Source organism: Streptomyces sp. NBC_00370 (genome assembly GCF_036084755.1).
Lineage (GTDB): Bacteria > Actinomycetota > Actinomycetes > Streptomycetales > Streptomycetaceae > Streptomyces.
This window is the reverse complement of the sequence record NZ_CP107968.1, coordinates 6166233-6190322: the sequence shown is the minus strand read 5'-3', so window position 1 is coordinate 6190322 and position 24090 is coordinate 6166233. Positions and strand designations below refer to the sequence as shown.

Here is a 24090-nt window from a genome sequence, read left to right as displayed (position 1 = left end):
ACCCTCGGCCCACGCGAGAGGGGCAGGCAATGGACACAGTGTCTACTGCCCGCCCCCTCGGCGGGACTTCGGCGTCCGGACGGCGAAGTTACGCGTCCAGCGACGTCATCACGTGCTTGATGCGCGTGTAGTCGTCGAAGCCGTAGCCGGACAGGTCCTTGCCGTAGCCGGAGTGCTTGAAGCCGCCGTGCGGCATCTCGGCGACCAGCGGGATGTGGGTGTTGATCCACACGCAGCCGAAGTCCAGGGACTTGGACATCCGCATCGCGCGCCCGTGGTCCTTGGTCCACACCGACGAGGCGAGGGCGAACTCGACGCCGTTCGCGTACTCCAGCGCCTGCGCCTCGTCCGTGAAGGACTGGACGGTGATGACGGGGCCGAAGACCTCCTGCTGGATGATCTCGTCGTCCTGCTTCAGCCCGGAGACGACGGTCGCCGCGTAGAAGTAGCCCCTGTCACCGACGCGGTGGCCGCCCGCCTCGACCTTGGCGTGGGCCGGCAGCCGGTCGATGAAGCCGGAGACGTGCGCGAGCTGGTTGGCGTTGTTGAGCGGTCCGTACGCCACGTCCTCGTCGTCGGCGGCGCCGGTCTTGGTGTCCTCCGCCGCCTTCGCCAGCGCGGTCACGAACTCGTCGTGGATCGACTTGTGGACGAGGACCCGGCAGGCGGCCGTACAGTCCTGGCCCGCGTTGAAGTACCCGGCCTCCGCGATGCCCGCGACGGCGCCCGCGATGTCGACGTCGTCGAAGACCACGACCGGGGCCTTGCCGCCCAGCTCCAGATGGACCCGCTTGACGTCCTTGGCCGCCGACTCGGCGACCTGCATGCCGGCCCGTACGGAACCGGTGATCGACGCCATCGCCGGGGTCGGGTGCTCGACCATGGCGCGTCCGCTGTCGCGGTCGCCGCAGATGACGTTGAAGACGCCCTTGGGCACGATCGCGCCGATGATCTCGGCCATCAGCACGGTCGAGGCGGGGGTGGTGTCCGACGGCTTCAGTACGACCGTGTTGCCCGCGGCGAGCGCCGGGGCGAACTTCCACACGCCCATCATCATCGGGTAGTTCCACGGGGCGACCTGCGCGCAGACGCCGACCGGCTCGCGCCGGACGATGGAGGTCAGCCCCTCCATGTACTCGCCGGCCGAACGGCCCTCCAGCATCCGGGCCGCGCCGGCGAAGAAGCGGATCTGGTCCACCATCGGCGGGATCTCTTCGCTGCGGGTGAGCCCCAGCGGCTTGCCGGTGTTCTCCGACTCGGCGGCGATCAGGTCCTCGGCGCGCTCCTCGAAGGCGTCGGCGATCTTGAGGAGGACCTTCTGCCGCTCGGCGGGTGTGGTGTCGCGCCAGGCGGGGAACGCGGCGGCCGCCGCCTCCATCGCGGCGTCGACGTCGGCGGGTCCTGAGAGCGGGGACGTGGCGTAGACCTCGCCGGTGGCGGGGTTGACCACCTCGATGGTCCGCCCGTCGGCGGCGTCCTTGAACTCCCCGTTGATGTAGTTACGCAGACGGCGCAGCTCGGTGGTCACTGCCACCCCTCCTGTTCGGATGCCGGATCCCTGATTGCTCAGTGGGTGAGACACCCACCCTAAACGCTCGGTCGACGCTTTCGACAGGCCCGACCCTCCTCAACTTCGGATTCGGTTATATTTGACCCCTACAACAACGAATTTCATCGCTTCAGGGTTGCGGGACGGTCGAGTCGCAGTGCACAGTGAACCGCGTGGTTAGCCGTAGCGCAGACTCCAGGACCGGGAACGGGTCGTCGCCAGCGATCGACGCCGTCTCCCTCGCCATCATCGAACAGCTGCAGGAGGACGGACGCCGGCCGTACGCCGCGATCGGCAAGGCCGTCGGCCTCTCCGAGGCGGCCGTGCGCCAGCGCGTACAGAAGCTGCTCGACCAGGGCGTGATGCAGATCGTCGCCGTCACCGACCCGCTCACCGTGGGCTTCCGGCGGCAGGCGATGGTCGGCGTCAACGTCGAGGGCGACATGGAGATGATCGCCGACGAGCTGGCCGCCATGGACGAGTGCGAGTACGTGGTGATGACCGCGGGCTCGTTCGACCTGATGGTGGAGGTCGTCTGCGAGGACGACGACCACCTGCTCGATGTGATCAACAAAAGGATCCGCGCGCTCCCCGGCGTGCGCTCCACCGAGAGCTTCGTCTACCTCAAGTTGAAGAAGCAGACCTATATGTGGGGAACCCGATAGCCGTGAGCAAGGACCTCTCCAAAACCGCGTACGACCACCTGTGGATGCACTTCACCCGCATGTCGGACTACGAGAACGCACCCGTGCCCACCATCGTGCGTGGTGAGGGCACCTACATCTACGACGACAAGGGCAAGCGGTACCTCGACGGGCTGTCCGGGCTGTTCGTGGTGAACGCGGGGCACGGCCGGCACGAGCTCGCCGAGACCGCCTACAAGCAGGGCCAGGAGCTGGGCTTCTTCCCGATCTGGTCGTACGCGCACCCGAAGGCGGTCGAGCTGGCCGAGCGGCTCGCCGACTACGCGCCCGGCGACCTCAACAAGGTCTTCTTCACCACCGGCGGCGGCGAGGCGGTCGAGACCGCCTGGAAGCTCGCCAAGCAGTACTTCAAGCTGACCGGCAAGCCCACCAAGTACAAGGTCATCTCGCGCGCCGTCGCCTACCACGGCACCCCGCAGGGAGCCCTGTCCATCACCGGACTGCCGTCGCTGAAGGCGCCCTTCGAGCCGCTGGTGCCCGGCGCGCACAAGGTGCCCAACACCAACATCTACCGGGCGCCGATCCACGGCGACGACCCGGAGGCGTTCGGCCGCTGGGCCGCCGACCAGATCGAGCAGGAGATCCTCTTCGAGGGTCCCGAGACGGTCGCCGCGGTCTTCCTGGAGCCGGTGCAGAACTCCGGCGGCTGCTTCCCGCCGCCGCCCGGCTACTTCCAGCGGGTGCGCGAGATCTGCGACCAGTACGACGTGCTGCTCGTCTCGGACGAGGTCATCTGCGCCTTCGGCCGGCTCGGCACGATGTTCGCGTGCGACAAGTTCGGCTACGTACCCGACATGATCACCTGCGCCAAGGGCATGACGTCGGGCTACTCCCCGATCGGCGCCTGCGTCATCTCCGACCGGCTCGCCGAGCCGTTCTACCAGGGTGACAACACCTTCCTGCACGGCTACACGTTCGGCGGCCACCCGGTCTCCGCCGCCGTCGGCCTCGCCAACCTCGACCTGTTCGAGCGCGAGAGCCTCAACCAGCACGTCCTCGACAACGAGGGCGCGTTCTTCGACACCCTGAAGAAGCTGCACGACCTGCCGATCGTCGGAGACGTACGCGGCAACGGCTTCTTCTACGGGATCGAGCTGGTCAAGGACAAGGCCACCAAGGAGACGTTCACCGACGAGGAGACGGAGCGCGTGCTGTACGGCTTCCTCTCCAAGGAGCTGTTCGCACAGGGTCTGTACTGCCGGGCCGACGACCGCGGCGACCCGGTCGTCCAGCTGGCGCCGCCGCTCATCTCCGACCAGGGGACCTTCGACGAGATCGAGGGCATCCTGCGGTCCGTGCTGACGGAGGCGTACACCAAGCTGTAGGCGTACCCGTCGACGAGCGGCAGGCTTACGCCCTGATCGAACGCTGAGCCTGTTGACGGCCCGGGTGCCCCCCTTTCGGGTGAGAAGGGCGGCATCCGGGCCGTGTGCTGTCCGCACACCAGCCCGAGTCTGCTTAGCGTGCCCAGTGACCGATCGGCCCCGCCGCCGTCCCCCGGACGGGCGGTAAATCTGATCCGAACGAGGTGTACGCCATGGTGGCCCCGCCGGACAACGACGTGCTCTGGGCGCGTTCCCTGCACTACTCCCACAGCGGCTCGCCAGCGCTCGACGGTGTCTCCCTCGGCGTACGCGAAGGGGAGATCCTCGCCGTCAACGGCCCACGCGGCAGCGGCAAGACGACCCTGCTGCGCTGTCTGTCGGGCCAGCTGGTCCCGCAGGAGGGCGAGGTCTGGTTCGACAGCACCGCCGTGCACACCATGACCCCGCAGCTCCGCGAGCGGCTGCGCAGCGACCGCTTCAGCTGGATCGGCGCCGACCCCTCGCTCGTCCCCGAGCTGAGCGCCTGGGAGAACGCGGCGCTGCCGCTGCTGCTGCGCGGCTCCTCGCACCGCGCCGCCAAGTCCGCCGCCATGGAGTGGCTGGAGCGGCTCGACATCGGCGCGCTCGCCCGCAAGCGCCCGCACACGCTGCTGCAGTCCGAGCGCCAGCGGGTGGCCGTGGCCCGTGCGCTGGTCGCCTCGCCCTCGGTGCTGTTCGCCGACGAGCCGACGGCGCCGCTGCACCGTACGGACCGCGCGCAGGTGCTCCGTACGCTGACGACGGCGGCCCGCTCGCACGACATCACCGTCGTCATCGCCACCCTCGACCCGGAGGCGGCGACGCTCGCCGACCGCACGGTGACGCTGGTCGACGGGCGCCGCACCGACGACGCGCACCGGACCTCCGAGGCGGAAGGCCGGGCGGCGTGCTCGCTCTCCGTCTAGCCCGAGGCGCGCGGCCCCTGGTCCAGCTGCGCCGGCTGCTGGTCGTCGCCGCTTCGGCGGGCGTCGGCTTCCTGCTGCTGTGCACCCTGGGCTGGGCGGTCGGCCATCCGGCCGGATCGATGCTGCGGCTGCTGTGGTGTCTGATCCCGCTGGCCGCGACCGTGCAGTTCGCGGTCGCCGTGGCCCGTACCGACCCCGGGACCAAGCCGCGCTCCGGGCTCTCCGCCGTGGGGCTCGGCCCGGCCCGGCTGACGGCGCTGGCCGCCGCCTCCACCGCCGTGTCCTGCACGCTCGGCAGCGCGCTGGCGCTGCTGCTCTTCCTGCATCTGCGCGGCGATCCGACGGGGCTGCCCCTCGACGGCGCCGCCGCCGACCTGCTCGCAGCCGACCGCCCCGTGCCGGTCGCGGCCGCCGCCCTGCTGCTGGCCCTCCTGCCGGTCACCGCGTCGGTGGCCGCCGCCCTCACACTGCGCCCCCGGGCCCGCCGGGCCACGGACGAGGCGACCAGGGAAGCACCGGCGCCGACCGGACTGCCGTGGGGCATCGCGCTCACCGCCGCCGGGCTCGCCGTCGAGACGTACGCGAGTAGGGGCGGGGGCGGCACCCCGCTCCCGCTGCCCGGGCACTTCGACGGCAGTCCGGCCGGGGTACTGGCCGGCTGGACCCTCACGGCGGTGGGACTCGCGCTGGCCGGGCCCGGCATCGTCCATCTCAGCGGCTGGCTGCTCCAGGCCCTGCGCCCCGGCGCCGTACGGCTGCTGGCGGGCCGCGCCCTGATGACGGAGGCGCGCAGGATCGGCCGCCCGCTCGGGGTGCTGTGCGCGGTGGTCTCCGGGGTGTTCGCGGCGGCCTCGCTGTACGGCCCCGGCGACGAGCGCCCCTTCGGCCCGCTCACCGGGCTCGGCGCGAGCCTCGTCATCGGCTGCGCCGCCGCGACGCTGCTGACGGCGGCGCTGGAGTCCCGGCAGTCCCGTGCCGACAGCACACGGGCGCTGCGCGGACAGGGCGCTCCGGTCGCGGTGCTGCGTACGGCGGCGACGACGCGCGCCTTCGCGCTGCTCGTCGTCTTCGTACCGCTGACCTGGGCCGTCTCCACCCTCGCCGCGCTGCCGCTGAGCCGCTGAGCGGTGCCCTGTCCGGCCGTGTCGACGGGTTGAGGGACGGCCCCAGGGTTAGGCCCGGGGCATAGGCCCTAGGCTGGCGCCGTGCTGAATCCGGAGAGCAGTGACAGTGGCCAGGACCTGGAGATCGAGTCCCTGGCGGAATTCGATCGCAGGGTCGGTGGCGGAAAGCTCGGCGGATACCGCCTGCAGGCCGTCGACCTGACGGGCCGTACGGCCGCCCTGCTGGCCGCCGACACCACGGGCGCGGTGTTCCTCGGCTGCCCGATGGAGCCGGAGGCGCTGGCCAAGGTGCGCGCCGACGGCGCCCTGGTGTTCCCGCCGGTGCCCGGCCTGCCGTTCGATCCGTACCGCGGCCTGCTGTACACGCCCGAGCAGCTTTTCGACGGCCTTGACGACGCCGGTTACGACGCGACACCGGACGCCCGCGGCTACGCGTGGTTCCAGCGGACCAGGTCCGACGGCGACATCTTCGCCTCCATGCTGCGCTCCGTGCACGACGACGCGATCTCCGACGCCCTCGACGAACACCTGGTCGGCGCGCAGGTCGTGGGCGTCATGGGCGGCCACGCCATGGCGCGCGGCACCGACGAGTACGCGGGCGCCGCCCGGCTCGGCCGCTCCCTGACCCGTACCGGACTGACCGTCGCCACCGGCGGCGGCCCCGGCGCCATGGAGGCGGCCAACCTCGGCGCCTACGCCGCCTGCTACCGGGACGGCATGCTGGACGAGGCGCTGGAACTCCTCAGCAAGACACCGTCGTTCCGTCCTTCCGTCTCCGACTGGGCGCAGGCCGCCTTCGACGTGCGCAGGCGCTGGCCCAAGGGCGACGACTCCGTCGGGATACCCACCTGGTTCTACGGCCACGAGCCGCCGAACGCCTTCGCGGGCCACATCGCGAAGTACTTCGCCAACGCCACCCGTGAGGACGGTCTGCTGGCCCGCTCGAACGCGGGCGTGATCTTCCTGCCGGGCGCGGCGGGGACGGTCCAGGAGATCTTCGACAACGCGACACCGAACTACTACGAGTCGCGCGGCGAGCCGACCCCGATGATCCTGGTCGACCGCGACCACTGGACCCGGCACCTGCCGGCCTGGCCGCTGCTCCAGGCGCTGGCCAGGGAGCGTGCCATGGAGTCGCGGATCGTGCTGGTCGACACGGTGGACGAGGCGGCGGCGGCGCTGGCGCGGCTGACGGACGCGTACTGACGTCGGGGCCGTCGGGAACGTCGGGGACGTCGGGGGCCTGACCGACGTCGGTGTCATGACCTGTGAGGTAATCGCGTGTCCCGGTGCCTACGGGCAGAGTGGTGCGCGTAGCAGCGGCACGAACATCTGGAGATCCCATGACCACCACCCCCGAGGCCTCTCCGGCCTCAGAGACCGAGCGCACCCGCGCCGTGGCGCTGGAGCTGCTGCGGCTGATCGGTGACGGCGAACCAGCCCTGATCGCGGGGCTGTTCGCCGAGCGGGTCGACTGGTCCATCGCCGAGAACCCGACGGTGCCGTGGATCCGTCCGCGTACCACCCGCGCCGATGTGGCGGACCACTTCCGCGAACTCGCCGCAGGGCAGCGCCCGGACGCCGCGCACTCCTCGGTCGACGTGGTGCTCGCCGACGGCAAGCAGGCCGTGGTGACAGGCCGGTTGGCCGGGACGGTGACGGCGACCGGCAAGACGTTCCGCTCGCCCTTCGCGATGCGGCTCACCGTCGAGGACGGGCTGATCAGCGGCTACCGCATCTACGAGGACAGCCTCGCGATAGCCGCCGCCTGCGCCGACTGAGCGCCGGCGCCCGCTCAGTCGAGTACGACGACGTCCTCGGCGGCGAAGGTCACCCCGACCGCCGTCCCCTCGGGCGGCGCCTCCCGCAGGCCGCACTCCGCCTCCAGCGTCGGCGCCTCGTCGTCGGGACGCAGCAGTACGGCGACGCGGCTGCCCCGGAAGGTGCGCGCCTCGACCGTGCACCGCAGGCCGTCCGCCGGGGCGACCAGCCGTACCCCGGCGGGCCGTACCAGCAGCGTACGGTCGCCCTGCGCCGAGCCCTCGGGCACCGGGATCTTGCCCCAGGGGGTGGCGGCCGCCCGGCCGGCGACGGTGGCGTCCACGACGTTGTCGAAGCCGAGGAAGCGCGCGACGAAGGCGGACGCGGGCCGCTGCCAGACCTCAAGGGGCGTGCCGGTCTGGGCGATTCGCCCGTCCCGCATCACCACCACCCGGTCGGCGAGCGCGAACGCCTCGCCCTGGTCGTGTGTGACGGCGAGCACGGTGGTGCCCAACCGGCCGAACAGCAGGCGCAGTTCGACGACGAGCCGTTCACGCAGACTCCGGTCGAGCTGGCCCAGCGGCTCGTCCAGCATCAGGAGCCGTGGCTCGGGGGCGAGCGCGCGGGCGAGCGCCACGCGCTGCTGCTCACCGCCCGACAGCGCGGCCACGGCCCGCCCTCCGGCGCCCGGCAGACCGACGAGGTCAAGCAACTCGTCCACGCGGCGCCGCTGTTCGTCGCGGGAGGCGCCGCGCATCCGCAGTCCGAAGGCGACATTGCCGCCGACGTCGCGCTGCGGGAACAGCTGGTGGTCCTGGAACATCAGCCCGACCCCGCGCCGGTGCACCGGCACCCCCGACTGGTCGGCGCCGTCCAGCAACACCCTTCCGGCGTCGGCGGGTTGCAGCCCGGCGACCACCCGCAGCAGGGTGGACTTGCCGCTGCCGCTGGGGCCGAGCACGCAGACGATCTCGTGTTCGGCGATCTCCAGGTCCACCGCGTCGACCGCCGTGCGCTCGCCGAACCGCGCCGTCACGTCAGCCAGGGTCAACAGGGCCATCAGAACTCTCCGGAACTGTCGGTGCGGACACGTTCGAGTACGAGCAGGGACACCGCGCACACGATCATCAGGACCGTGCTCAGGGCCATCGCCTCGCCGTAGTTCAGCTCCCCCGGCCTGCCGAGCAGCCGCGCCACGGCCACCGGCAGAGTCGGGCTGCCGGGCCTGGCGATGAAGACCGTCGCGCCGAACTCGCCCAGCGAGACGGCGAAGGCGAATCCGGCCGCGACGAGCAACGCCCGCCGCACCATGGGCAGATCGACCTCGCGCCAGACCCGCAGCGGCGAGGCACCGAGGACCGCGGCGGCCTCACGGAGCCGCCCGTCCACGGCCCGCAGCACCGGCAGCATGGTCCGTACGACGAAGGGGACCCCGACCAGCGCCTGGGCGAGCGGCACCAGGATCCACGACTGCCGCAGGTCGAGCGGCGGTTTGTCGAGCGTGATGAGGAAGCCGAAGCCGACGGTCACCGCCGAGACGCCGAGCGGCAGCATCAGCAGCGCGTCGAAGCCCCGGACGAACCGGCCCGCCCTGCGGGTGAGCGCCGCCGCGGCGAGGCCGCCGATCGCGAGCGCGATGACCGTCGCGACGAGGGCGTACCGCAGCGAGTTCCACACCGCGTCCAGCGCCGGTACGAGGAAGGTGCCGCCGGCGTCGAGGCGGCCGAGCGCCCGGTAGTACGCGAAGCCGTATCCGCCGGGCACGTCGAGCGAGCGCTCGACCAGTACGCCGAGCGGCAGCAGGAGCAGCAGCGCGATGCTCGCCAGCACCCCGCCGAGCAGGGTCCACTGCGCGGCGCCGCGCGGCCGGCGCGCGCTCAGCGCCGGGTCGACGAGCTTCAGGGTGGTCTCCCGCTTGCGTACGGTCCAGGCGTGCACGGCGAGGATCGCGCCGACGGCGACGAACTGGACCAGCGTCAGCACGGCGGCCGTCGGCAGGTCGAGCAGCTGCGCGGTCTGCCGGTAGATCTCCACCTCCAGGGTGGAGTAGCCGGGGCCGCCGAGGATCTGGACGACGCCGAAGGACGTGAAGGAGAAGAGGAAGACCATCAGGGCGCCGGCGGCGACGGCGGGCGCGAGCGCGGGCAGCGTCACCCGCCACCACGCGGCGACCCTGCCCGCGCCGAGGACCCGCGCCGCTTCCTCCTGGCGCGGGTCGAGTTGCGACCAGAGGCCGCCGACGGTCCGTACGACCACGGCGTAGTTGAAGAAGACATGGGCGAGGAGGATCGCCCAGACCGTGGTGTCGAGCCGTACGCCCCACAGCTCGTCCAGCACCCCGCCCCGGCCGACCAGCGCGAGGAACGCGGTGCCCACGACGACGGTCGGCAGCACGAACGGCACCGTGACCACGGCCCGCAGCAGCTGTTTGCCGGGGAAGTCGAAGCGGGCGAAGACGTACGCGGCGGGCAGCGCCACCAGCAGGGTGAGCAGGGTGGACGCCAGGGCCTGCCAGGTGGTGAACCACAGGACGTGCAGGATGTCGGGCCGGCCGAGCACGTCGCCGATCCGGCCGAACTGCCAGCCGTCGCCGGTCTTCAGCCCGCGACCGACGATGGCGACGACGGGGTAGCCGAAGAAGACCCCGAAGAACGCGACGGGCAGGGCCATCAGGCCGAGCCGCACCGCGTTCCCCCGGCCGGGTGCGGTCACTTCACCACGAGTGAGGACCACGACTGGATCCACTGCTCACGGTTGGCGGCGATGCGGTCGGGTGTCACGGTCGCGGGCTTGGGGACCGTGGTGCCGAACTTGGTGTAGATCTCGGGCAGTTTCGCGCCCTTGACGACGGGGTTCACGAACATGGTGAGCGGCATGTCCTCCTGGAACTTCTTGCTGATCAGGAAGTCGATCAGGGCCTTGCCGCCGGCCGGGTTCTTCGCCCCGTCGAGCAGCCCGGCGAACTCGATCTGCCGGAAGCAGGTCCCGGTGGAGATACCGGTCGGCGCCTGGGCCGGCTGCGGCTTGGCGTACAGCACCTCGGCCGGCGGGCTCGACGCGTACGAGACGACGAGCGGCCGGTCGGCCTTGGCCTTCTTGCCGCCGGCCGAACCGGAGAAGTCCTCGTTGTAGGCCTGCTCCCAGCTGTCCACGACCTGGACGCCGTTGGCCTTGAGCTTCTTCCAGTAGTCCTGCCAGCCGTCGTCGCCGTACCGCGCGACCGTGCCGAGCAGGAAGCCGAGGCCGGGCGACGAGGTCGCGACGTTCTCGGTGACCAGGAGGTTCTTGTACTGGGGCTTGATCAGGTCGTCGAAGGTCTGCGGCGGCGCGAGCTTCTTGTCGGCGAAGTACTTCTTGTCGTAGTTGACGCACAGGTCACCGCTGTCGATGGGGGTGACCCGGTGCTTCGCCTTGTCGAGCTGGGTGTCGGCGTCGACCTGGCCGAGGCCCTTGGCGACGTACGGCGTGAACAGGCCGTTGTCGAGGGCGCGGGAGAGCAGGGTGTTGTCGACGCCGAAGAAGACGTCGCCCTGGGGCGAACCCTTGGTGAGGACCGCCTTGTTGACGGCCTCCCCCGCGTCGCCGCTCTTGAGCACCTTGACCGTGTAACCGGTCTCCTTGGTGAAGGCCTTCATGACGGCGGGCGATGCGGCCCACGAGTCATGGCTGACGAGGGTGACGGTCTTGGACTTGGCGCCCCCGCCGCTGCCCGCCGACGAGTCGGAACTGTCGGAGCCGCAGGCGGCGAGGGTCGAGACACCGAGCGCGGCGACGATCGCCACGGCCGTCATTCTCCGGGTGTTGCTCACTGAATTCCTCCTGGATGTCCAGGAGAAGACGCGGCCCTGCCCGGTGCGCCGCTCGCGGTGAGCGGAACCCGGGCAGGGCGCAACAGCTTGAGGGATGTCCGAACTTCCTACCCAGAATGACCTGGGCAAGGTTCAGAGGGTCTGCGGCCTGTGTCCGTCTTCACGGACATGTGCCGCACTCTCAGCGCTGTGGCGCTCCCCTGTCGGAATGTGACTGTGCGGTTGTACGGGAACAGATTACATGCAATCTGTTCCGGCGGTCCTAGCCGCGGGCCCTACCGCTCGGAGGCGGCAAGCTGCCCACAGGCCCCGTCGATCTCCTGGCCCCGGGTGTCCCGTACGGTCACGGGCACGCCGTGGGCGGCGATGGCGTCGACGAACGCCTTCTCGTCCTCGGGGCGGGAAGCGGTCCACTTCGAGCCGGGCGTCGGGTTGAGCGGGATCAGGTTGACGTGCACCCGCTTGCCCTTGAGCAGCCGGCCCAGCCGGTCTCCGCGCCAGGCCTGGTCGTTGATGTCCCGGATGAGCGCGTACTCGATCGAGATACGGCGGCCCGACTTCTCCGCGTACTCCCAGGCGGCGTCCAGCACCTCGCGAACCTTCCACCGGGTGTTGACGGGTACGAGCGTGTCCCGCAGCTCGTCGTCCGGGGCGTGCAGCGAGACGGCGAGGCGGCACTTGAACCCCTCGTCGGCGAAGCGCAGCATCGCGGGCACGAGCCCGACGGTCGACACCGTGATCCCCCGCTGCGAGATCCCGAGCCCGTCCGGCTCGGGGTCGGTCAGCCGCCGGATCGCGCCGACCACCCGCTTGTAGTTGGCGAGCGGCTCGCCCATCCCCATGAAGACGATGTTCGACAGCCGCGAGGGCCCGCCGGGCACCTCCCCGTCGCGCAGGGCGCGCATGCCGTCCACGATCTGGTGCACGATCTCGGCGGTCGACAGATTACGGTCGAGCCCCGCCTGCCCCGTCGCACAGAACGGACAGTTCATCCCGCAGCCCGCCTGCGAGGAGATGCACATCGTCACCCGGTCCGGGTAGCGCATCAGCACGGACTCGACGAGCGTGCCGTCATGCAGCCGCCACAGGGTCTTGCGGGTGGTGTCGTCGTCACACGAGATGTGCCGCACCACCGACATCAGGTCAGGCAGCAGCTCGGCGGCAAGCTTCTGCCGCGAGGCGGCGGGGATGTCGGTCCACTGCTCGGGGTCATGGGCATAGCGCGCGAAGTAGTGCTGCGACAGCTGCTTGGCACGAAACGCTTTCTCCCCCATGGCAGCGACAGCCTCGCGCCGCTCGACGGGACTGAGATCGGCAAGATGCCGCGGCGGCTTCTTGGCTCCGCGGGGCGCGACAAAAGTAAGTTCTCCGGGTACAGGCATGGTCGTACCAGTGTCGCAGACACTCCCCAGTGACCAGTCCGACAAAGGCTCACCAATGACCGATGACGGGTGACACTCGTCATCGTCAACCGCCCCGACCGTTAATGTGCCGCTCATGCTCTTCCGTTGGGACTGGCTCAGGCCCGTGCTGACCGCGCCGATCGTGCCGACTCTCGGCCCCGTCCATCCTCACGCCCTCACCGTCGACCTCTTCGAGGACACACTGCGAGCGGCCGTCACCGACCGGTTCTTCCTGCACTACGACAAGGACCGGCGCTGGAGCGGTGAGAAGGACGAAGCGGTCCTGACCGGCGACATGGTTCACCGACCCGACCGCACTCTCGTCCCCACCCTGAGCCGGCGCGGGCGCGGCACCGTCAAGGTCTTCGCCTACGGGCACCGCGACGGCGTCGTCGACGAAGCCGCCGAGCTGGCAGCGAAGCTCGCCGCCGTGCACGACGCGGCCAACGCGAGGGTGGTGCGCCCGCTGGGGCCCGAGATCGGTTCCCCGCGCGGCATCCGCGTCCAGCTGAAGGACTTCACCAGCGGCCCTTGTCCCGCCCCCGGCCGCACGATCCGACCCGTCACCGACTGGCCGGCCGTCGTGCGGGAGACCTTCGCGCCGTTCGCCAGGGCCATGGCCGCCGACGGCCTGGCGTTCCTCCATACCCAGATGCAGACCGGCAGGTGCGGTCCGGTCCTCGCCGCCGCCGTCGAGGACCGCATCGTGGGCGCGATCGGGCCCATGGACGTACGTCCCGACGCGATCGGCTGCCCCCAGCTCATGCCCCAGTACTTCGGCGTCCTGCCCGAGGCCCGAGGGAAGGGCGTGGGCCGCGCCCTGTGGCGGTCGGCCATGGACTGGGGCCGGTCCCACGGCGCCGCCTACCAACTCCTCCAGACGGAAGTCGGTGGCCCCTCCGACAGGTTGTGCCAGTCCGAAGGACTCATCTCTCTGGGCTTCAGCCACACAACGCGGGCATAGCCGCCGGGAGACGCGCGGAGCGGGGCCCGCTGTCCTGTGGACAAGGGGCCCCGCTCGGGTGCTCGGTGGGGGTGGGGGTGGGGGTGGTCAGGAGCCTACGAAGAGGACCAGGAGCAGCCAGACCACCGGGGCGGTCGGGAGCAGGGAGTCCAGGCGGTCCATGATGCCGCCGTGGCCGGGCAGCAGGGTGCCCATGTCCTTGATTCCCAGGTCTCGCTTGATCATGGACTCGCCGAGGTCGCCGAGGGTGGCGCTGGCGGCGACGCCGAGGCCCAGGAGCAGGCCCTGCCACCAGATTCCGTCGTCGATCATGAACTGCATGCACAGCGCGCCGGCCACCATCGAGAACGCGACCGCGCCGAACAGGCCTTCGCGGGTCTTGCCTGGGCTGATGCGCGGCGCGAGCTTGTGGGTGCCGAAGCGCCAGCCGACCGCGTAGGCGCCGGTGTCGCTGACCACCGTCAGTACCAGGAACATCAGGACCCGCTGCGGGCCGTCGTCCGCCCTCAGCAGCATCGCGACGAACGTGGCCAGGAACGGCACGTAGAACGCGGCGAAGACGCCGGCCGTGACATCCCGGAGGTAGCCCTCGGGAGGTTCGGTCATCCGCCAGACCAGCACGGCGAGCGCGGTCAGGGCCATCGCGACCCAGGCGCCCTCGGCTCCGCGTACGTAACCGGCGACGACCATCGCGGCTCCGCCGACGGCCAGGGGCACGAGGGGGGCCTTGATGCCCTTCTTCTCGGCCAGCCGGGAGGTGAGCTCCCACAGGCCGACGACCACGGCGACGGCGATGACGCCGACGAACACGGCCTTGACGATGAAGAGGGAGGCGATGACCACGGCGCCGAGGCCCAGACCGACCCCTATCGCCGCGCGCAGGTCACGGCCGGCCCGTTTCTTCTGCGGCGGGGGTGGCGGTGCTGCGGGCATGGGCTCCTGCGGGATCTCGTCGCGGAACAGGGGGCCGCCCGGCCGAGCAGCCCCCCGGCCGGCATCCTGGTCCCCGCCGTCGGCGGGTTCGTCGGGCACGATGGGCATGGGGCGAGTCTGCTGTGCCTCATGCTCATCGTATGCGGGACCCGCCGGGGCAGCCCCCTGGTCGGGCGGCCCCCAGTAGCCGGCAGTCGGCGGGGTGCCCCAGGAAGAGTCGTTCATCAGACTTCGAGCAGCTCGGCTTCCTTGTGCTTCAGGAGTTCGTCGACCTGGGCGACGTACTTCGCCGTCGTGTCGTCGAGCTCCTTCTCCGCGCGCCGGCCCTCGTCCTCGCCGACCTCGCCGTCCTTGACGAACTTGTCGATCGTCTCCTTGGCCTTGCGGCGCACGGCGCGGATCGAGATCTTCGAGTCCTCGGCCTTGGTCTTGGCGACCTTGATGAACTCCTTGCGGCGGTCCTGGGTGAGCTCGGGGAAGACCACCCGGATGATGTTGCCGTCGTTGCTCGGATTGACACCGAGGTCGGAGTCGCGGATCGCCTGCTCGATGTTGCGCAGCGCCGACTTGTCGAACGGGGTCACCACGGCCATCCGCGCCTCGGGCACGGCGAACGAGGCGAGCTGGTTGATCGGGGTCAAGGCGCCGTAGTAGTCAGCCACGATCTTGTTGAACATCGCCGGATGCGCACGCCCCGTGCGGATCGCTGCGAAGTCGTCTTTGGCGACCAGGACGGCCTTCTCCATCTTCTCCTCGGCCTCGAGGAGGGTCTCTTCGATCACCACTTGCTCCTGCGTGTCTTGAGTGGGCCCGGTTGTCTGCTGCCGGTCCCGGCGGAACCTGCGTCGCGTCTTCTCCTGCACGGTGTCCGACCGGCAGGCCTTTGTCCATCCCCGTGCGGGGCCGCTCCGGAGTCAGCTCCGGGTGCCCTGGTCGCTCACGAGAGTGCCGATCTTCTCACCCTTGACCGCACGCGCGATATTGCCCTCGGCCAGCAATTCGAAGACCAGGATGGGCAGTTTGTTGTCCTGGCACAGCGTGATCGCCGTCATGTCGGCGACGCGCAGACCGCCGGCGATGACCTCGCTGTACTCCAGGGCGTCGAACTTGACGGCCGAAGGGTTGATCTTGGGGTCGGAGTCGTAGACGCCGTCCACGCCGTTCTTGCCCATCAGCAGCAGTTCGGCGTCGATCTCCAGCGCGCGCTGGGCCGCTGTGGTGTCGGTGGAGAAGTACGGCATGCCCATGCCCGCGCCGAAGATCACCACGCGGCCCTTCTCCAGATGGCGCACGGCACGCAGCGGGATGTACGGCTCGGCGACCTGGCCCATGGTGATGGCGGTCTGGACGCGGGAGTCGATGCCTTCCTTCTCCAGGAAGTCCTGGAGGGCGAGGCAGTTCATGACGGTGCCGAGCATCCCCATGTAGTCGGAGCGGGCCCGGTCCATGCCGCGCTGCTGGAGCTCCGCGCCGCGGAAGAAGTTACCGCCGCCGATGACGATGGCGATCTCCGCCCCGTCCCGTACGACGGCCGCGATCTCGCGGGCGATGGCGTGTACGACGTCGGGGTCGACGCCGAGCCCTCCGCCGCCGGCGAACGCCTCACCGGACAGCTTCAGCATGAAGCGGCCGGCTTTCTTGCCGGGGTCGCCGGGTTCGCTCTTGTCGTCGGCAGACTGGTTGGCGTCCGCGCCCTTGTTCATGGGATCTCCTCGTGCACATACGAAGAAGGCCATTGCCGGTGGGTGGATGTGTCCCTTTCGGCAATGGCCTCCTCGTCAGGTCTGCGGTCGTGCGGCGTGTACACGGCCGACGACTGTCCCAGACCCTAGCGGGATCCGCCGTCGTTCGCGTACGACTGCTGCGACGTCAGGCGCCGACGCGGATGCGCGCGAAGCGCTTCAGCGTGACACCGGCCTCGTCCAGGATCTTCTTGACGCTCTTCTTGTTGTCCTTGGCGAACGGCTGGTCGAGGAGGGTGACCTCCTTGAAGAAGCCGTTGACCCGGCCTTCGACGATCTTCGGCAGGGCTGCCTCGGGCTTGCCCTCCTCGCGGGAGGTGGCCTCGGCGACGCGGCGCTCGTTCTCGACGATGTCGGCGGGGACGTCCTCGCGCGTCAGGTACTGCGGGGAGAAGGCGGCGATGTGCTGCGCGAGATCCTTGGCGATCGTCGCGTTCTCCTTGTCCAGCTCGACCAGGACGCCAACCTGCGGCGGGAGGTCGGGCATGGTGCGGTGCATGTACGACGCCACGTAACCGCCGTCGGCCGGGAACTGCGCGAAGCGGTCCAGGACGATCTTCTCGCCGAGGTTGGCGTTGGCCTCGTCCACGTACGCCTGGACGGTCTTGCCGGCCTCGATCTCGGAGCTCAGCAGAGCGGCGATGTCGGCGGGGGTGGTCTTCGCGACGTGCTCGGCGATCGCCGTGGCGACGGCCTGGAACCGGTCGCCCTTGGCGACGAAGTCCGTCTCGCACTTCAGCTCGACCAGCACGCCCGAGGTGTTGTCGGGGGCGATGAGGGAGACCACCGCGCCGTTCTCGGCACTGCGGCTCTCTCGCTTGGCGACGCCCTTCTGGCCCTTGACGCGCAGGACCTCGACGGCCTTGTCGACATCGCCGTCGGCCTCGACCAGGGCCTTCTTGCAGTCCATCATGCCGGCGCCGGTCAGCTCGCGGAGCTTCTTGACGTCAGCGGCGGTGTAGTTCGCCATGTCTGTGAGTCTCTCTCGGAAGTCGAAGATCTACGGGTGGACGGCGGGGGTCTTGTGGACCCCCGCCGTCAGCAACCGAACCTTGTGAGGGTCAGGCCTTCTCGGCGTCCGCGGCCGGAGCCGACTCCTCGGCGGGGGCTGCGGCCTCGTCGGCTGCGGCCTCGGCGGGAGCGGCGGTCTCCTCGGCCTGCTCGGCGTCGGCGACCTTCTCCGTCTCGGCGGAGGTCTGGACCTCGGCCGGGGCTTCGGCGGTGGCCTCGGCCGGGGCCTCGGCGTCGGCCGGCTTCTCGGCGTCGCCTTCGGCGGCCTTCTTGTCACCGGTCAGCAGGTCGCGCTCCCACTCGGCGAGCGGCTCACCGGCGGCCTTCTCGCCCGGCTTCTGGTCGCCGGTCGCGGCACCGGAGCGGGCGATGAGGCCCTCGGCGACGGCGTCGGCGATCACGCGGGTGAGCAGGGTGACGGAACGGATCGCGTCGTCGTTGCCCGGGATCTTGTAGTCGACCTCGTCGGGGTCGCAGTTGGTGTCGAGGATCGCGACGACCGGGATGTGGAGCTTGCGCGCCTCACCGACGGCGATGTGCTCCTTCTTGGTGTCCACGATCCAGACGGCGCTGGGCACCTTCTGCATCTCGCGGATACCGCCGAGGGTCTTCTCCAGCTTGATCTTCTCGCGGGAGAGGACCAGCAGCTCCTTCTTGGTGAGGCCGGAGGCGGCCACATCGTCGAAGTCGATCTGCTCAAGCTCCTTGAGGCGCTGCAGACGCTTGTAGACGGTGGAGAAGTTGGTCAGCATGCCGCCGAGCCAGCGCTGGTTGACGTAGGGCATGCCCACGCGCGTCGCCTGCTCGGCGATCGCTTCCTGCGCCTGCTTCTTGGTGCCGACGAACATGATGGAGCCGCCGTGGGCGACAGTCTCCTTGACGAACTCGTAGGCGCGGTCGATGTACGACAGCGACTGGAGCAGGTCGATGATGTAGATGCCGTTGCGCTCCGTGAAGATGAAACGCTTCATCTTCGGGTTCCAACGGCGGGTCTGGTGACCGAAGTGGACGCCGCTTTCCAGCAGCTCCCGCATCGTGACGACGGCCATGGCCGTACTCCTCGGATACTCGGTTGTCGCGACCGCCGGACGACGGTCCCGCCTGACGCCCCGGCGCGCTGTGCCACGAAGGACCGAGTGGCGCGGACATCGGCGCGATGAAGGGCCGATGGCGGGGCGTGCGAAGTCGACCCGGTGACCCGGATCGCCACAAGAAGTGTACGGGACCTTCGCACCCCCGGGTGACGGCGCTGTCCACAACCGGTCGGTACTCCACAGATCCGGTTCATGATCAGCGCGAACCGGTCGGTACGCGGCACCGTATGCGCCATGATCACTGTTCGCTGGCTGCTCGGGCCGCTCGTGGCGGCCACTCTGCTCCTGACCGTTCCCGCGGTCGCGACCGCCGCCGCCGGGGCCGCGTCCGCCGCCGTCTGGCCGGTGGATCCCCGGCCGGCCGTGGTGCGCGGCTGGGAGCCGCCCGCCTCCGCGTACGGGCGGGGCCACCGCGGGGTGGATCTCGCCGCCGCGCCCGGCTCGCCGGTGCGGGCGGCGGCCGGCGGGCGGGTCACCTTCGCCGGCCGGGTCGCCGGGCGCGGGGTGCTCTCCGTCGCGCTGGCCGGTACGGGCGACCCGCCGCTGCGCACCACGTACGAACCGGTGGAACCGCTCGTCGCCGAGGGCGCCGAGGTGACCGAGGGGCAGCTGGTCGCCACGCTGGCGGCGGGCCCCTCGCACTGCGCCGGGGGGTGTCTGCACTGGGGGCTGCTGCGCGGCGCGGTGTATCTGGACCCGCTGTCCCTGCTGCCGCCCGAGCTGCTGCGCCGGGGCCCGTCCCGGCTGCTGCCGGTCTTCGGGGTGGCGCAGCCGGTGAGCGGAACCGTGACCCCGCCGGTGCGTCAGTCCTTGCCGACGCCGCGCAGCGCCATCGAGACGGCGGCCTCGGCGATCTCGGCGGGTTCCTCGGCCGCGCCGAGCTCGATCCGGCGGACCGCGGCGTCGACGACTCCCTGGAGGAGCATCGCGGCGAGCCTCGGCTGCTCGTGGCCGAGCGCGGCCAGCGCCTCCACGATCATGGCGATCAGACCGCCGTGCGCCGCGCGGATCTTCTCCCGCGCTCCGTCGTCCAGTTCACCGGCCGAGATCGCGACGACGGCCCGGTGACTGCGGTCGCCGACCAGCGCCAACTGCCGGCGCACATAGGCCTCGACCTGGGCCTGCGGGGTGTCGGCGCAGGCCATCGCCGCCTCGACCTCCGCCGCCCAGCGGGGGAAGTCGACGGCGCACAGTTCCTCAACGACGGCGGCGCGGGAGCGGAAGTACTCGTACACCGAGGATCTGGCGAGGCCGGTGCGCTCGGCGAGGGCGGGGAAGGTCAGCGCTTCCGTACCGCCTTCGGACAGCAGGGAGCGCGCGGCGTCCAGCAGGGCGTCGCGCTGCATGTTCCGGTGCTCGGCCACCGAGGCCGCTCGAATCCTGGGCACGGCACCACTCTACGGACGCGGCAGGCACGATTCAGCGGCAGATCGGCGTCAACGTCCGACGTCGGCCAGTTTGGCCCGCAACTGCAGGACGGACTTGGTGTGGATCTGGCTGACCCTGCTCTCGGTCACCCCGAGGACGTTGCCGATCTCGGCGAGCGTGAGGCCTTCGTAGTAGTAGAGCGTGACCACGGTCTTCTCCCGGTCGGGGAGCGTGTTGATCGCGCGGGCGAGCAGCCGGCGCAGCTCGCGGCCCTCGGCGACCTCGACCGGGTTGTCGGCCGCCGTGTCCTCCAGGGTGTCCATCAGGCTGAGCCGATCGCCGCCCTCACCGCCGACATGCAGCAGTTCTTCCAGGGCGACCACGTTGGCGAGGGACAACTGGCTGAAAACGGCGTGCAGTTCCTCCAGCTGGATCCCCATCTCCGCGGCGACCTCGGCCTCGGAGGGGGTACGCCGCAGCTGCGCCTCCAGGGTGGCGTACGCCCGCTCGACGGCCCGCGCCTTCTGCCGCACGGAGCGTGGGATCCAGTCCAGCGCCCGGAGTTCGTCGATGATCGCGCCCCGGATCCGGGTGATCGCGTACGTCTCGAACTTGATCGACCGCTCGATGTCGAACTTCTCGATCGCGTCGATGAGCCCGAAGACCCCGGAGGAGACGAAGTCCGCCTGCTCGACGTTGGACGGCAGCCCCACGCTCACCCGGCCGGCGACGTACTTCACCAGCGGCGAGTAGTGCAGGATCAGCTGCTCGCGCAACCGCTTCTCACCCGTGGTCTTGTACGACCGCCACAGCGCGTCGAGAGCCGACGGTGCGGTCGGCCGCTCGGCGCTCCGGGCGGCTGGGGGCGCTGCCCGGGGCGCCGTGCGGTCGGACCCGGAGGTGTGCTGGGGCATGCGTTGCCTTGAGCCGTTCTGCTGTGAAGTGCGGGGGGAAAGCGTGGGGGCTGTCCGTCTGGGCCGGAATCCTGGTGAGCGTAGCGTGACTGAGGAGTCGCGGTGCGCGAGGAACGGGCGCCCGTTCCTCCCGGTGTCACTGCCGCCGGCAGGGTTATCCCCGATAGAAATACAAAGGTCATCGCTCTCACCATTTCACCCGAATGCCCCAGGTCAAGCACCGCCTCGCCGGGTCGCGACGGGCTCTGCCGCGAGGAAGGCGGGGCGCCAGGTGTCGCCGCGCCGTTCGACGAACCCCAACGAGTGGAGTTCGTAGAGCTTGCCGAGCGCCTCGTCCGGTGTCGTACCGGCCGCCGTCGCGAGCTGCCGGACGTCGGCCGTGCCACCGCCGGGCAGGGCCTCCAGCACCCGGGCGCCGACCGGGTCGAGCAGGTCCCTGGGCAGGACGGGACCGGTGCGGGGCGGGGCCAGATCGCCGATGTCCCCGACCAGCTCCGCCACTTCGGCCGCGTCCGTGACCAGCACACCTTCGCCTCGCAGCAGCTCGTGCACCCCCGCCGACAGACCGCTGGTCGCCGGGCCCGGGACCCCCATCGTGTGCCGCCCGAGCCGCTGCGCGCTGCGGGCCGTGACCAGCGAGCCGCTGCGGTACTGCGCCTCCACCACCACCGTGCCCCGGGTGAGCGCGGCGATCACGCGGTTACGCAGGATGAACCTGCTGCGGGTCGGGTGGTCGCCGGGCGGCAATTCTCCGATGACCAGACCTTGTTCGGCGATGCGTGCGATCAACTCGGCATGACCGCGCGGATAGACGACGTCGACCCCGCAGGCCAGTACGGCGACGGTCGCGCCGCCCGCCGCGAGGGCGCCGCGGTGCGCCGCGGCGTCGACCCCGAACGCGCCGCCGGAGACGACGACCCAGCCGCGCTCGGCGAGTCCCGCGCCGAGTCCGGCCGCCATGTGTGCCCCGTACGGAGTACACGCCCTGGCCCCCACCACGGCGACGGAGCGCAGCGCCCACAGCCGCAGATCGGGTCCGCCACGCACCCAGAGCCCGATGGGGGCCGCCGCGCCGAGGTCGTCGAGCTGGCTGGGCCACTCCTGGTCGCCCGGGCAGACGAACCGGCCGCCGAGCGCGGCGACCGCCGCCAGATCACGCTCGGGCCGGGCCGTCGCCGCCCGCGCCCGGTATCCGGCGAGCCGCCGCTCGCCCACCTCACCGAGCCACCCACGCCGGGCCCCCGTCCCCTCGTCGGGCGTGGTGAGCCGGGCCAGCACCTCGCGCGGACCGTACTGCCGCAGCCACGCGCCGCCGCTCTCGTCGCCCGGCTCGAAGATCCGCGTGAGCGCGGCCCGCGCCAGCCGCTCCTCGGCCGCGCCGGTCGTGGACGTCATGACCCGCTCCCCGCGGCGGCCGGTACGCCTCTGGCGACGCCGGTACGCAACTCCAGCGCGAGCGCGACGTCCCGCTCCTGCGGCCGGTCGCGTCCCGCGAGGTCGGCGACGGTCCAGGCGACCCGCAGCACCCGGTCCAGGCCGCGGGCGGTGAGCAGTCCGCGCTCCAGATCGCGCTCGGCGGCGGCGAGGGCGCCGGGAGCGACGAGCCAGCGGGTACGCAGCTCATGACCCGGCACCTCGCTGTTGACGCGCCAGGGTGTGCCGTCGAGCCGGGCCGCGGAGCGCGCCCTGGCCTCGGCGACCCGTGCGGCGACGGCGGCCGTCGGCTCTCCCCTGCCGCCCTGCCCCATCAGATCGGCGCGCTGGACCGGCTCGACCCGCACCCGCAGATCGACCCGGTCGAGCAGCGGTCCGGAGAGTCGCGCCTGGTAGCGGCGGATCGCGGACGGCGGGCACTCGCAGCCGGAGCCCTGCAGGGTGTGCCGGCCGCAGGGGCACGGGTTGGCGGCGAGGATCATCAGGAAGCGGGCGGGCAGCCGCACCACGCCGGCGCTGCGGGCCACCACCACATGACCCGATTCGAGGGGCTGGCGCAGCGCGTCCAGGGCCCGCCCCGAAAACTCGGGCGCCTCGTCGAGAAAGAGAATCCCGCGGTGTGCCAGCGACACAGCGCCGGGCCGTGGCATCCCGTTCCCGCCGCCGACCAGTGACTGCATCGTCGCCGAGTGGTGCGGCGCGCAGTAGGGCGCCGTACGGACCAGCGGCTGCCCCGGCGGCAGCATGCCGGCCACCGAGTGCACCGCGGTGACTTCCAGGGCCTCCTGTCGGGTCAGCGGCGGCAGAACGCCCGGCAGCCGCTCGGCCAGCATGGTCTTGCCCGCGCCCGGCGGGCCGTGCAGCAGCAGGTGGTGGCCGCCGGCCGCCGCGACCTCCAGGGCCGTACGCGCCTCGGCCTGTCCCGCCACGTCGGAGAGATCAGGACGATGCCCGCCGTCCGCCCCGGCGCCCGTGGCGAGCCCGGTGCCCACTCCTGCTCCCGGCACCAGCAGCCCGGCCAGCATGGGGTCGGGGCGCCCTTCCAGGGTCTCCTCCGGCTCGTCCGGCACAGGCCCGTCCGTCAGCACGGCGATGAGCTGGCGCAGGCTCCGGACGCCGAGGACCGAGACGCCGGGCACCAGGGCCGCCTCACCGGCGGTCTGCTCGGGGACGACGACCTGCCGGTAGCCGGCCTCGGCCGCCGCCAGCACCGCGGGCAGCACGCCCCGTACGGGTCGGACCCGGCCGTCGAGACCCAGCTCCCCGATCAGCACCAGATCGGCGATCGCCTTGGGGTCGATCCGCTCGGCCGCGCCCAGGACGCTGGCCGCGACGGCCAGGTCGAAGCCGCTCCCGCTCTTCGGTACGGAGGCGGGGCTCAGCCCCACCGTGAGTTTCTTCTGCGGCCATTCGGCGCCGGAGTTGACCACGGCAGCCCTGACCCGGTCCCGGCTCTCGACGAGGCTCTTGTCGGGCAGCCCGACCAGGGTGAAGGCGGCTACTCCCGGCTCCAGATCGGCCTGGACCTCGACCACCACGCCTTCGACGCCCACCAGGGCCACCGAGCACGCACGCGCGAACCCCATCAGGCCACCCCCCGCGCATGCTCCAGCACGGGCGCGCCACGGTCCGGCAGCACCACTCCGACGAGATCGATCCGCACCCCGCCGGGCGGCGGGCCGCCCGAGCGCTCCAGCCAGCAGTCGGCCAGCCGTCTCAGCCGCTCCGCCTTGGCCGGTGTCACCGCGGCCATCGGATGCTCGAACGAGTCGGCTCTGCGGGTCTTGACCTCGCAGACCACCAGCACGTCCGTGTCCATCGCCACGATGTCGATCTCGCCGGTCCTGCCGCACCGCCAGTTCCGCGCGAGCACGGTCATCCCCGCCGCGACCAGCTGTCGCGCCGCCAGATTCTCGCCGTACCGCCCCAGTGCCCCCGTCGCGTTCATCTCGGCACCACCTCCACCACCGACTCTGACGCCTTCGCCGGAAACGAGTGGATCTTGGTGGAT

At 71.0% G+C, this 24090-nt stretch carries 22 protein-coding genes and 1 pseudogene; 8 read left to right on the top strand and 15 right to left on the bottom strand.

Translation table 11 applies throughout. From position 1 onward, the window contains the following. Positions 1–88: 88 nt before the first annotated feature. Positions 89–1528, bottom strand: a complete 1440-nt coding sequence (locus tag OHS57_RS27755; protein ID WP_328583660.1) for a gamma-aminobutyraldehyde dehydrogenase — start codon at positions 1526–1528, stop codon at positions 89–91. A 194-nt stretch (positions 1529–1722) separates the two neighbouring features. Between OHS57_RS27755 and OHS57_RS27750 the strand changes: the two genes are divergently transcribed. The 6 genes from OHS57_RS27750 (at position 1723) to OHS57_RS27725 (ending at position 7427) form a co-directional block, all read left to right on the top strand. Beyond that, a complete protein-coding gene (locus tag OHS57_RS27750) occupies positions 1723–2214 on the top strand; it encodes an Lrp/AsnC family transcriptional regulator (protein ID WP_041983858.1) in 492 nt (163 codons plus the stop codon). Then, positions 2199–3578 carry an aspartate aminotransferase family protein gene (locus OHS57_RS27745; RefSeq protein WP_078863390.1) on the top strand — a complete coding sequence of 460 codons (1380 nt, stop codon included), beginning with the start codon at positions 2199–2201 and terminating at the stop codon, positions 3576–3578. Before OHS57_RS27750 ends, OHS57_RS27745 begins: the two co-directional genes overlap by 16 nt. A 212-nt stretch (positions 3579–3790) precedes the next feature. After that, positions 3791–4522 (top strand): ABC transporter ATP-binding protein, encoded by a 732-nt coding sequence (locus tag OHS57_RS27740; protein WP_041983860.1) that lies wholly within the window; start codon positions 3791–3793, stop codon positions 4520–4522. Next, positions 4504–5646 (top strand): hypothetical protein, encoded by a 1143-nt coding sequence (locus OHS57_RS27735; RefSeq protein ID WP_328583659.1) that lies wholly within the window; start codon positions 4504–4506, stop codon positions 5644–5646. The genes OHS57_RS27740 and OHS57_RS27735 overlap by 19 nt, the downstream gene beginning before the upstream one ends. 81 nt (positions 5647–5727) lie before the next feature. Next, entirely contained in the window at positions 5728–6852 is a 1125-nt protein-coding gene (locus OHS57_RS27730) for an LOG family protein (protein WP_328583658.1), read from the top strand. A 137-nt stretch (positions 6853–6989) separates the two neighbouring features. Next, entirely contained in the window at positions 6990–7427 is a 438-nt protein-coding gene (locus tag OHS57_RS27725; RefSeq protein ID WP_328583657.1) for a nuclear transport factor 2 family protein, read from the top strand. 14 nt (positions 7428–7441) lie between these two features. On the opposite strand, the gene OHS57_RS27720 is transcribed toward OHS57_RS27725, so the two are convergent. The 4 genes from OHS57_RS27720 to rlmN form a co-directional block, all read right to left on the bottom strand. Then, positions 7442–8467 (bottom strand): ABC transporter ATP-binding protein, encoded by a 1026-nt coding sequence (locus OHS57_RS27720; RefSeq protein WP_328583656.1) that lies wholly within the window; start codon positions 8465–8467, stop codon positions 7442–7444. Beyond that, positions 8467–10092, bottom strand: a complete 1626-nt coding sequence (locus tag OHS57_RS27715; protein ID WP_443043101.1) for an ABC transporter permease — start codon at positions 10090–10092, stop codon at positions 8467–8469. Before OHS57_RS27715 ends, OHS57_RS27720 begins: the two co-directional genes overlap by 1 nt. Before the next feature lie 23 nt (positions 10093–10115). Next, positions 10116–11198, bottom strand: a complete 1083-nt coding sequence (locus tag OHS57_RS27710; RefSeq protein ID WP_443043100.1) for a thiamine ABC transporter substrate-binding protein — start codon at positions 11196–11198, stop codon at positions 10116–10118. Positions 11199–11491: 293 nt separating this feature from the next. Then, a complete protein-coding gene (rlmN, locus tag OHS57_RS27705) occupies positions 11492–12598 on the bottom strand; it encodes a 23S rRNA (adenine(2503)-C(2))-methyltransferase RlmN (protein WP_041983875.1) in 1107 nt (368 codons plus the stop codon). Positions 12599–12713: 115 nt separating this feature from the next. On the opposite strand from rlmN, the gene OHS57_RS27700 reads away from it, so the two are divergent. Next, complete coding sequence (locus OHS57_RS27700; RefSeq protein WP_328583654.1) at positions 12714–13583, top strand: GNAT family N-acetyltransferase; 870 nt, start codon at positions 12714–12716, stop codon at positions 13581–13583. Between the two features lie 87 nt (positions 13584–13670). Here the strand turns inward: OHS57_RS27700 and OHS57_RS27695 are convergent, their stop codons facing one another. The 5 genes from OHS57_RS27695 to rpsB form a co-directional block, all read right to left on the bottom strand. Further along, positions 13671–14741 (bottom strand): phosphatidate cytidylyltransferase, encoded by a 1071-nt coding sequence (locus OHS57_RS27695; RefSeq protein ID WP_328583653.1) that lies wholly within the window; start codon positions 14739–14741, stop codon positions 13671–13673. Continuing rightward, positions 14741–15298: a ribosome recycling factor gene (gene frr, locus OHS57_RS27690; protein WP_041983879.1), complete on the bottom strand. Its 558-nt coding sequence runs from the start codon at positions 15296–15298 to the stop codon at positions 14741–14743. Before frr ends, OHS57_RS27695 begins: the two co-directional genes overlap by 1 nt. 132 nt (positions 15299–15430) lie before the next feature. Continuing rightward, on the bottom strand, positions 15431–16219 hold the full coding sequence (pyrH, locus tag OHS57_RS27685; RefSeq protein WP_041983882.1) for a UMP kinase: 789 nt from the start codon (positions 16217–16219) through the stop codon (positions 15431–15433). 166 nt (positions 16220–16385) lie between these two features. Beyond that, a complete protein-coding gene (tsf, locus tag OHS57_RS27680) occupies positions 16386–17228 on the bottom strand; it encodes a translation elongation factor Ts (protein ID WP_041983884.1) in 843 nt (280 codons plus the stop codon). 91 nt (positions 17229–17319) lie between these two features. Further along, entirely contained in the window at positions 17320–18318 is a 999-nt protein-coding gene (gene rpsB, locus OHS57_RS27675; protein WP_041983885.1) for a 30S ribosomal protein S2, read from the bottom strand. A 279-nt stretch (positions 18319–18597) separates the two neighbouring features. On the opposite strand from rpsB, the pseudogene OHS57_RS27670 reads away from it, so the two are divergent. Beyond that, positions 18598–19137: pseudogene (locus OHS57_RS27670) on the top strand (peptidoglycan DD-metalloendopeptidase family protein); the annotation flags it as partial. 29 nt (positions 19138–19166) lie between these two features. On the opposite strand, the gene OHS57_RS27665 reads toward OHS57_RS27670, so the two are convergent. The 5 genes from OHS57_RS27665 to OHS57_RS27645 form a co-directional block, all read right to left on the bottom strand. Beyond that, the gene (locus OHS57_RS27665; RefSeq protein WP_041983890.1) at positions 19167–19727 is read right to left on the bottom strand and encodes a TetR/AcrR family transcriptional regulator; all 561 of its coding nucleotides are present in this window, start codon (positions 19725–19727) and stop codon (positions 19167–19169) included. A 72-nt stretch (positions 19728–19799) separates the two neighbouring features. Next, on the bottom strand, positions 19800–20645 hold the full coding sequence (gene whiG / locus OHS57_RS27660; RefSeq protein ID WP_041983893.1) for an RNA polymerase sigma factor WhiG: 846 nt from the start codon (positions 20643–20645) through the stop codon (positions 19800–19802). 213 nt (positions 20646–20858) lie between these two features. Beyond that, complete coding sequence (gene dprA / locus OHS57_RS27655; RefSeq protein WP_328583652.1) at positions 20859–22040, bottom strand: DNA-processing protein DprA; 1182 nt, start codon at positions 22038–22040, stop codon at positions 20859–20861. Further along, the gene (locus OHS57_RS27650) at positions 22037–23665 is read right to left on the bottom strand and encodes a YifB family Mg chelatase-like AAA ATPase (RefSeq protein ID WP_328583651.1); all 1629 of its coding nucleotides are present in this window, start codon (positions 23663–23665) and stop codon (positions 22037–22039) included. The genes dprA and OHS57_RS27650 overlap by 4 nt, the downstream gene beginning before the upstream one ends. Continuing rightward, entirely contained in the window at positions 23665–24027 is a 363-nt protein-coding gene (locus OHS57_RS27645; protein ID WP_041983932.1) for a YraN family protein, read from the bottom strand. The genes OHS57_RS27650 and OHS57_RS27645 overlap by 1 nt, the downstream gene beginning before the upstream one ends. Positions 24028–24090 lie beyond the last annotated feature (63 nt).

What these genes read in the sequence shown, in the direction of transcription:
- OHS57_RS27740 (WP_041983860.1), top strand. Translation starts at nt 3,791, where the DNA reads ATGGTGGCCCCGCCGGACAACGACGTGCTCTGGGCGCGTTCCCTGCAC.
- OHS57_RS27725 (WP_328583657.1), top strand. Translation starts at nt 6,990, where the DNA reads ATGACCACCACCCCCGAGGCCTCTCCGGCCTCAGAGACCGAGCGCACC.
- OHS57_RS27720 (WP_328583656.1), bottom strand. Translation starts at nt 8,467, where the DNA reads ATGGCCCTGTTGACCCTGGCTGACGTGACGGCGCGGTTCGGCGAGCGC.
- OHS57_RS27710 (WP_443043100.1), bottom strand. Translation starts at nt 11,198, where the DNA reads ATGACGGCCGTGGCGATCGTCGCCGCGCTCGGTGTCTCGACCCTCGCC.
- rlmN (WP_041983875.1), bottom strand. Translation starts at nt 12,598, where the DNA reads ATGCCTGTACCCGGAGAACTTACTTTTGTCGCGCCCCGCGGAGCCAAG.
- OHS57_RS27700 (WP_328583654.1), top strand. Translation starts at nt 12,714, where the DNA reads ATGCTCTTCCGTTGGGACTGGCTCAGGCCCGTGCTGACCGCGCCGATC.
- OHS57_RS27695 (WP_328583653.1), bottom strand. Translation starts at nt 14,741, where the DNA reads ATGAACGACTCTTCCTGGGGCACCCCGCCGACTGCCGGCTACTGGGGG.
- pyrH (WP_041983882.1), bottom strand. Translation starts at nt 16,219, where the DNA reads ATGAACAAGGGCGCGGACGCCAACCAGTCTGCCGACGACAAGAGCGAA.
- tsf (WP_041983884.1), bottom strand. Translation starts at nt 17,228, where the DNA reads ATGGCGAACTACACCGCCGCTGACGTCAAGAAGCTCCGCGAGCTGACC.
- rpsB (WP_041983885.1), bottom strand. Translation starts at nt 18,318, where the DNA reads ATGGCCGTCGTCACGATGCGGGAGCTGCTGGAAAGCGGCGTCCACTTC.
- whiG (WP_041983893.1), bottom strand. Translation starts at nt 20,645, where the DNA reads ATGCCCCAGCACACCTCCGGGTCCGACCGCACGGCGCCCCGGGCAGCG.
- dprA (WP_328583652.1), bottom strand. Translation starts at nt 22,040, where the DNA reads ATGACGTCCACGACCGGCGCGGCCGAGGAGCGGCTGGCGCGGGCCGCG.
- OHS57_RS27650 (WP_328583651.1), bottom strand. Translation starts at nt 23,665, where the DNA reads ATGGGGTTCGCGCGTGCGTGCTCGGTGGCCCTGGTGGGCGTCGAAGGC.
- OHS57_RS27645 (WP_041983932.1), bottom strand. Translation starts at nt 24,027, where the DNA reads ATGAACGCGACGGGGGCACTGGGGCGGTACGGCGAGAATCTGGCGGCG.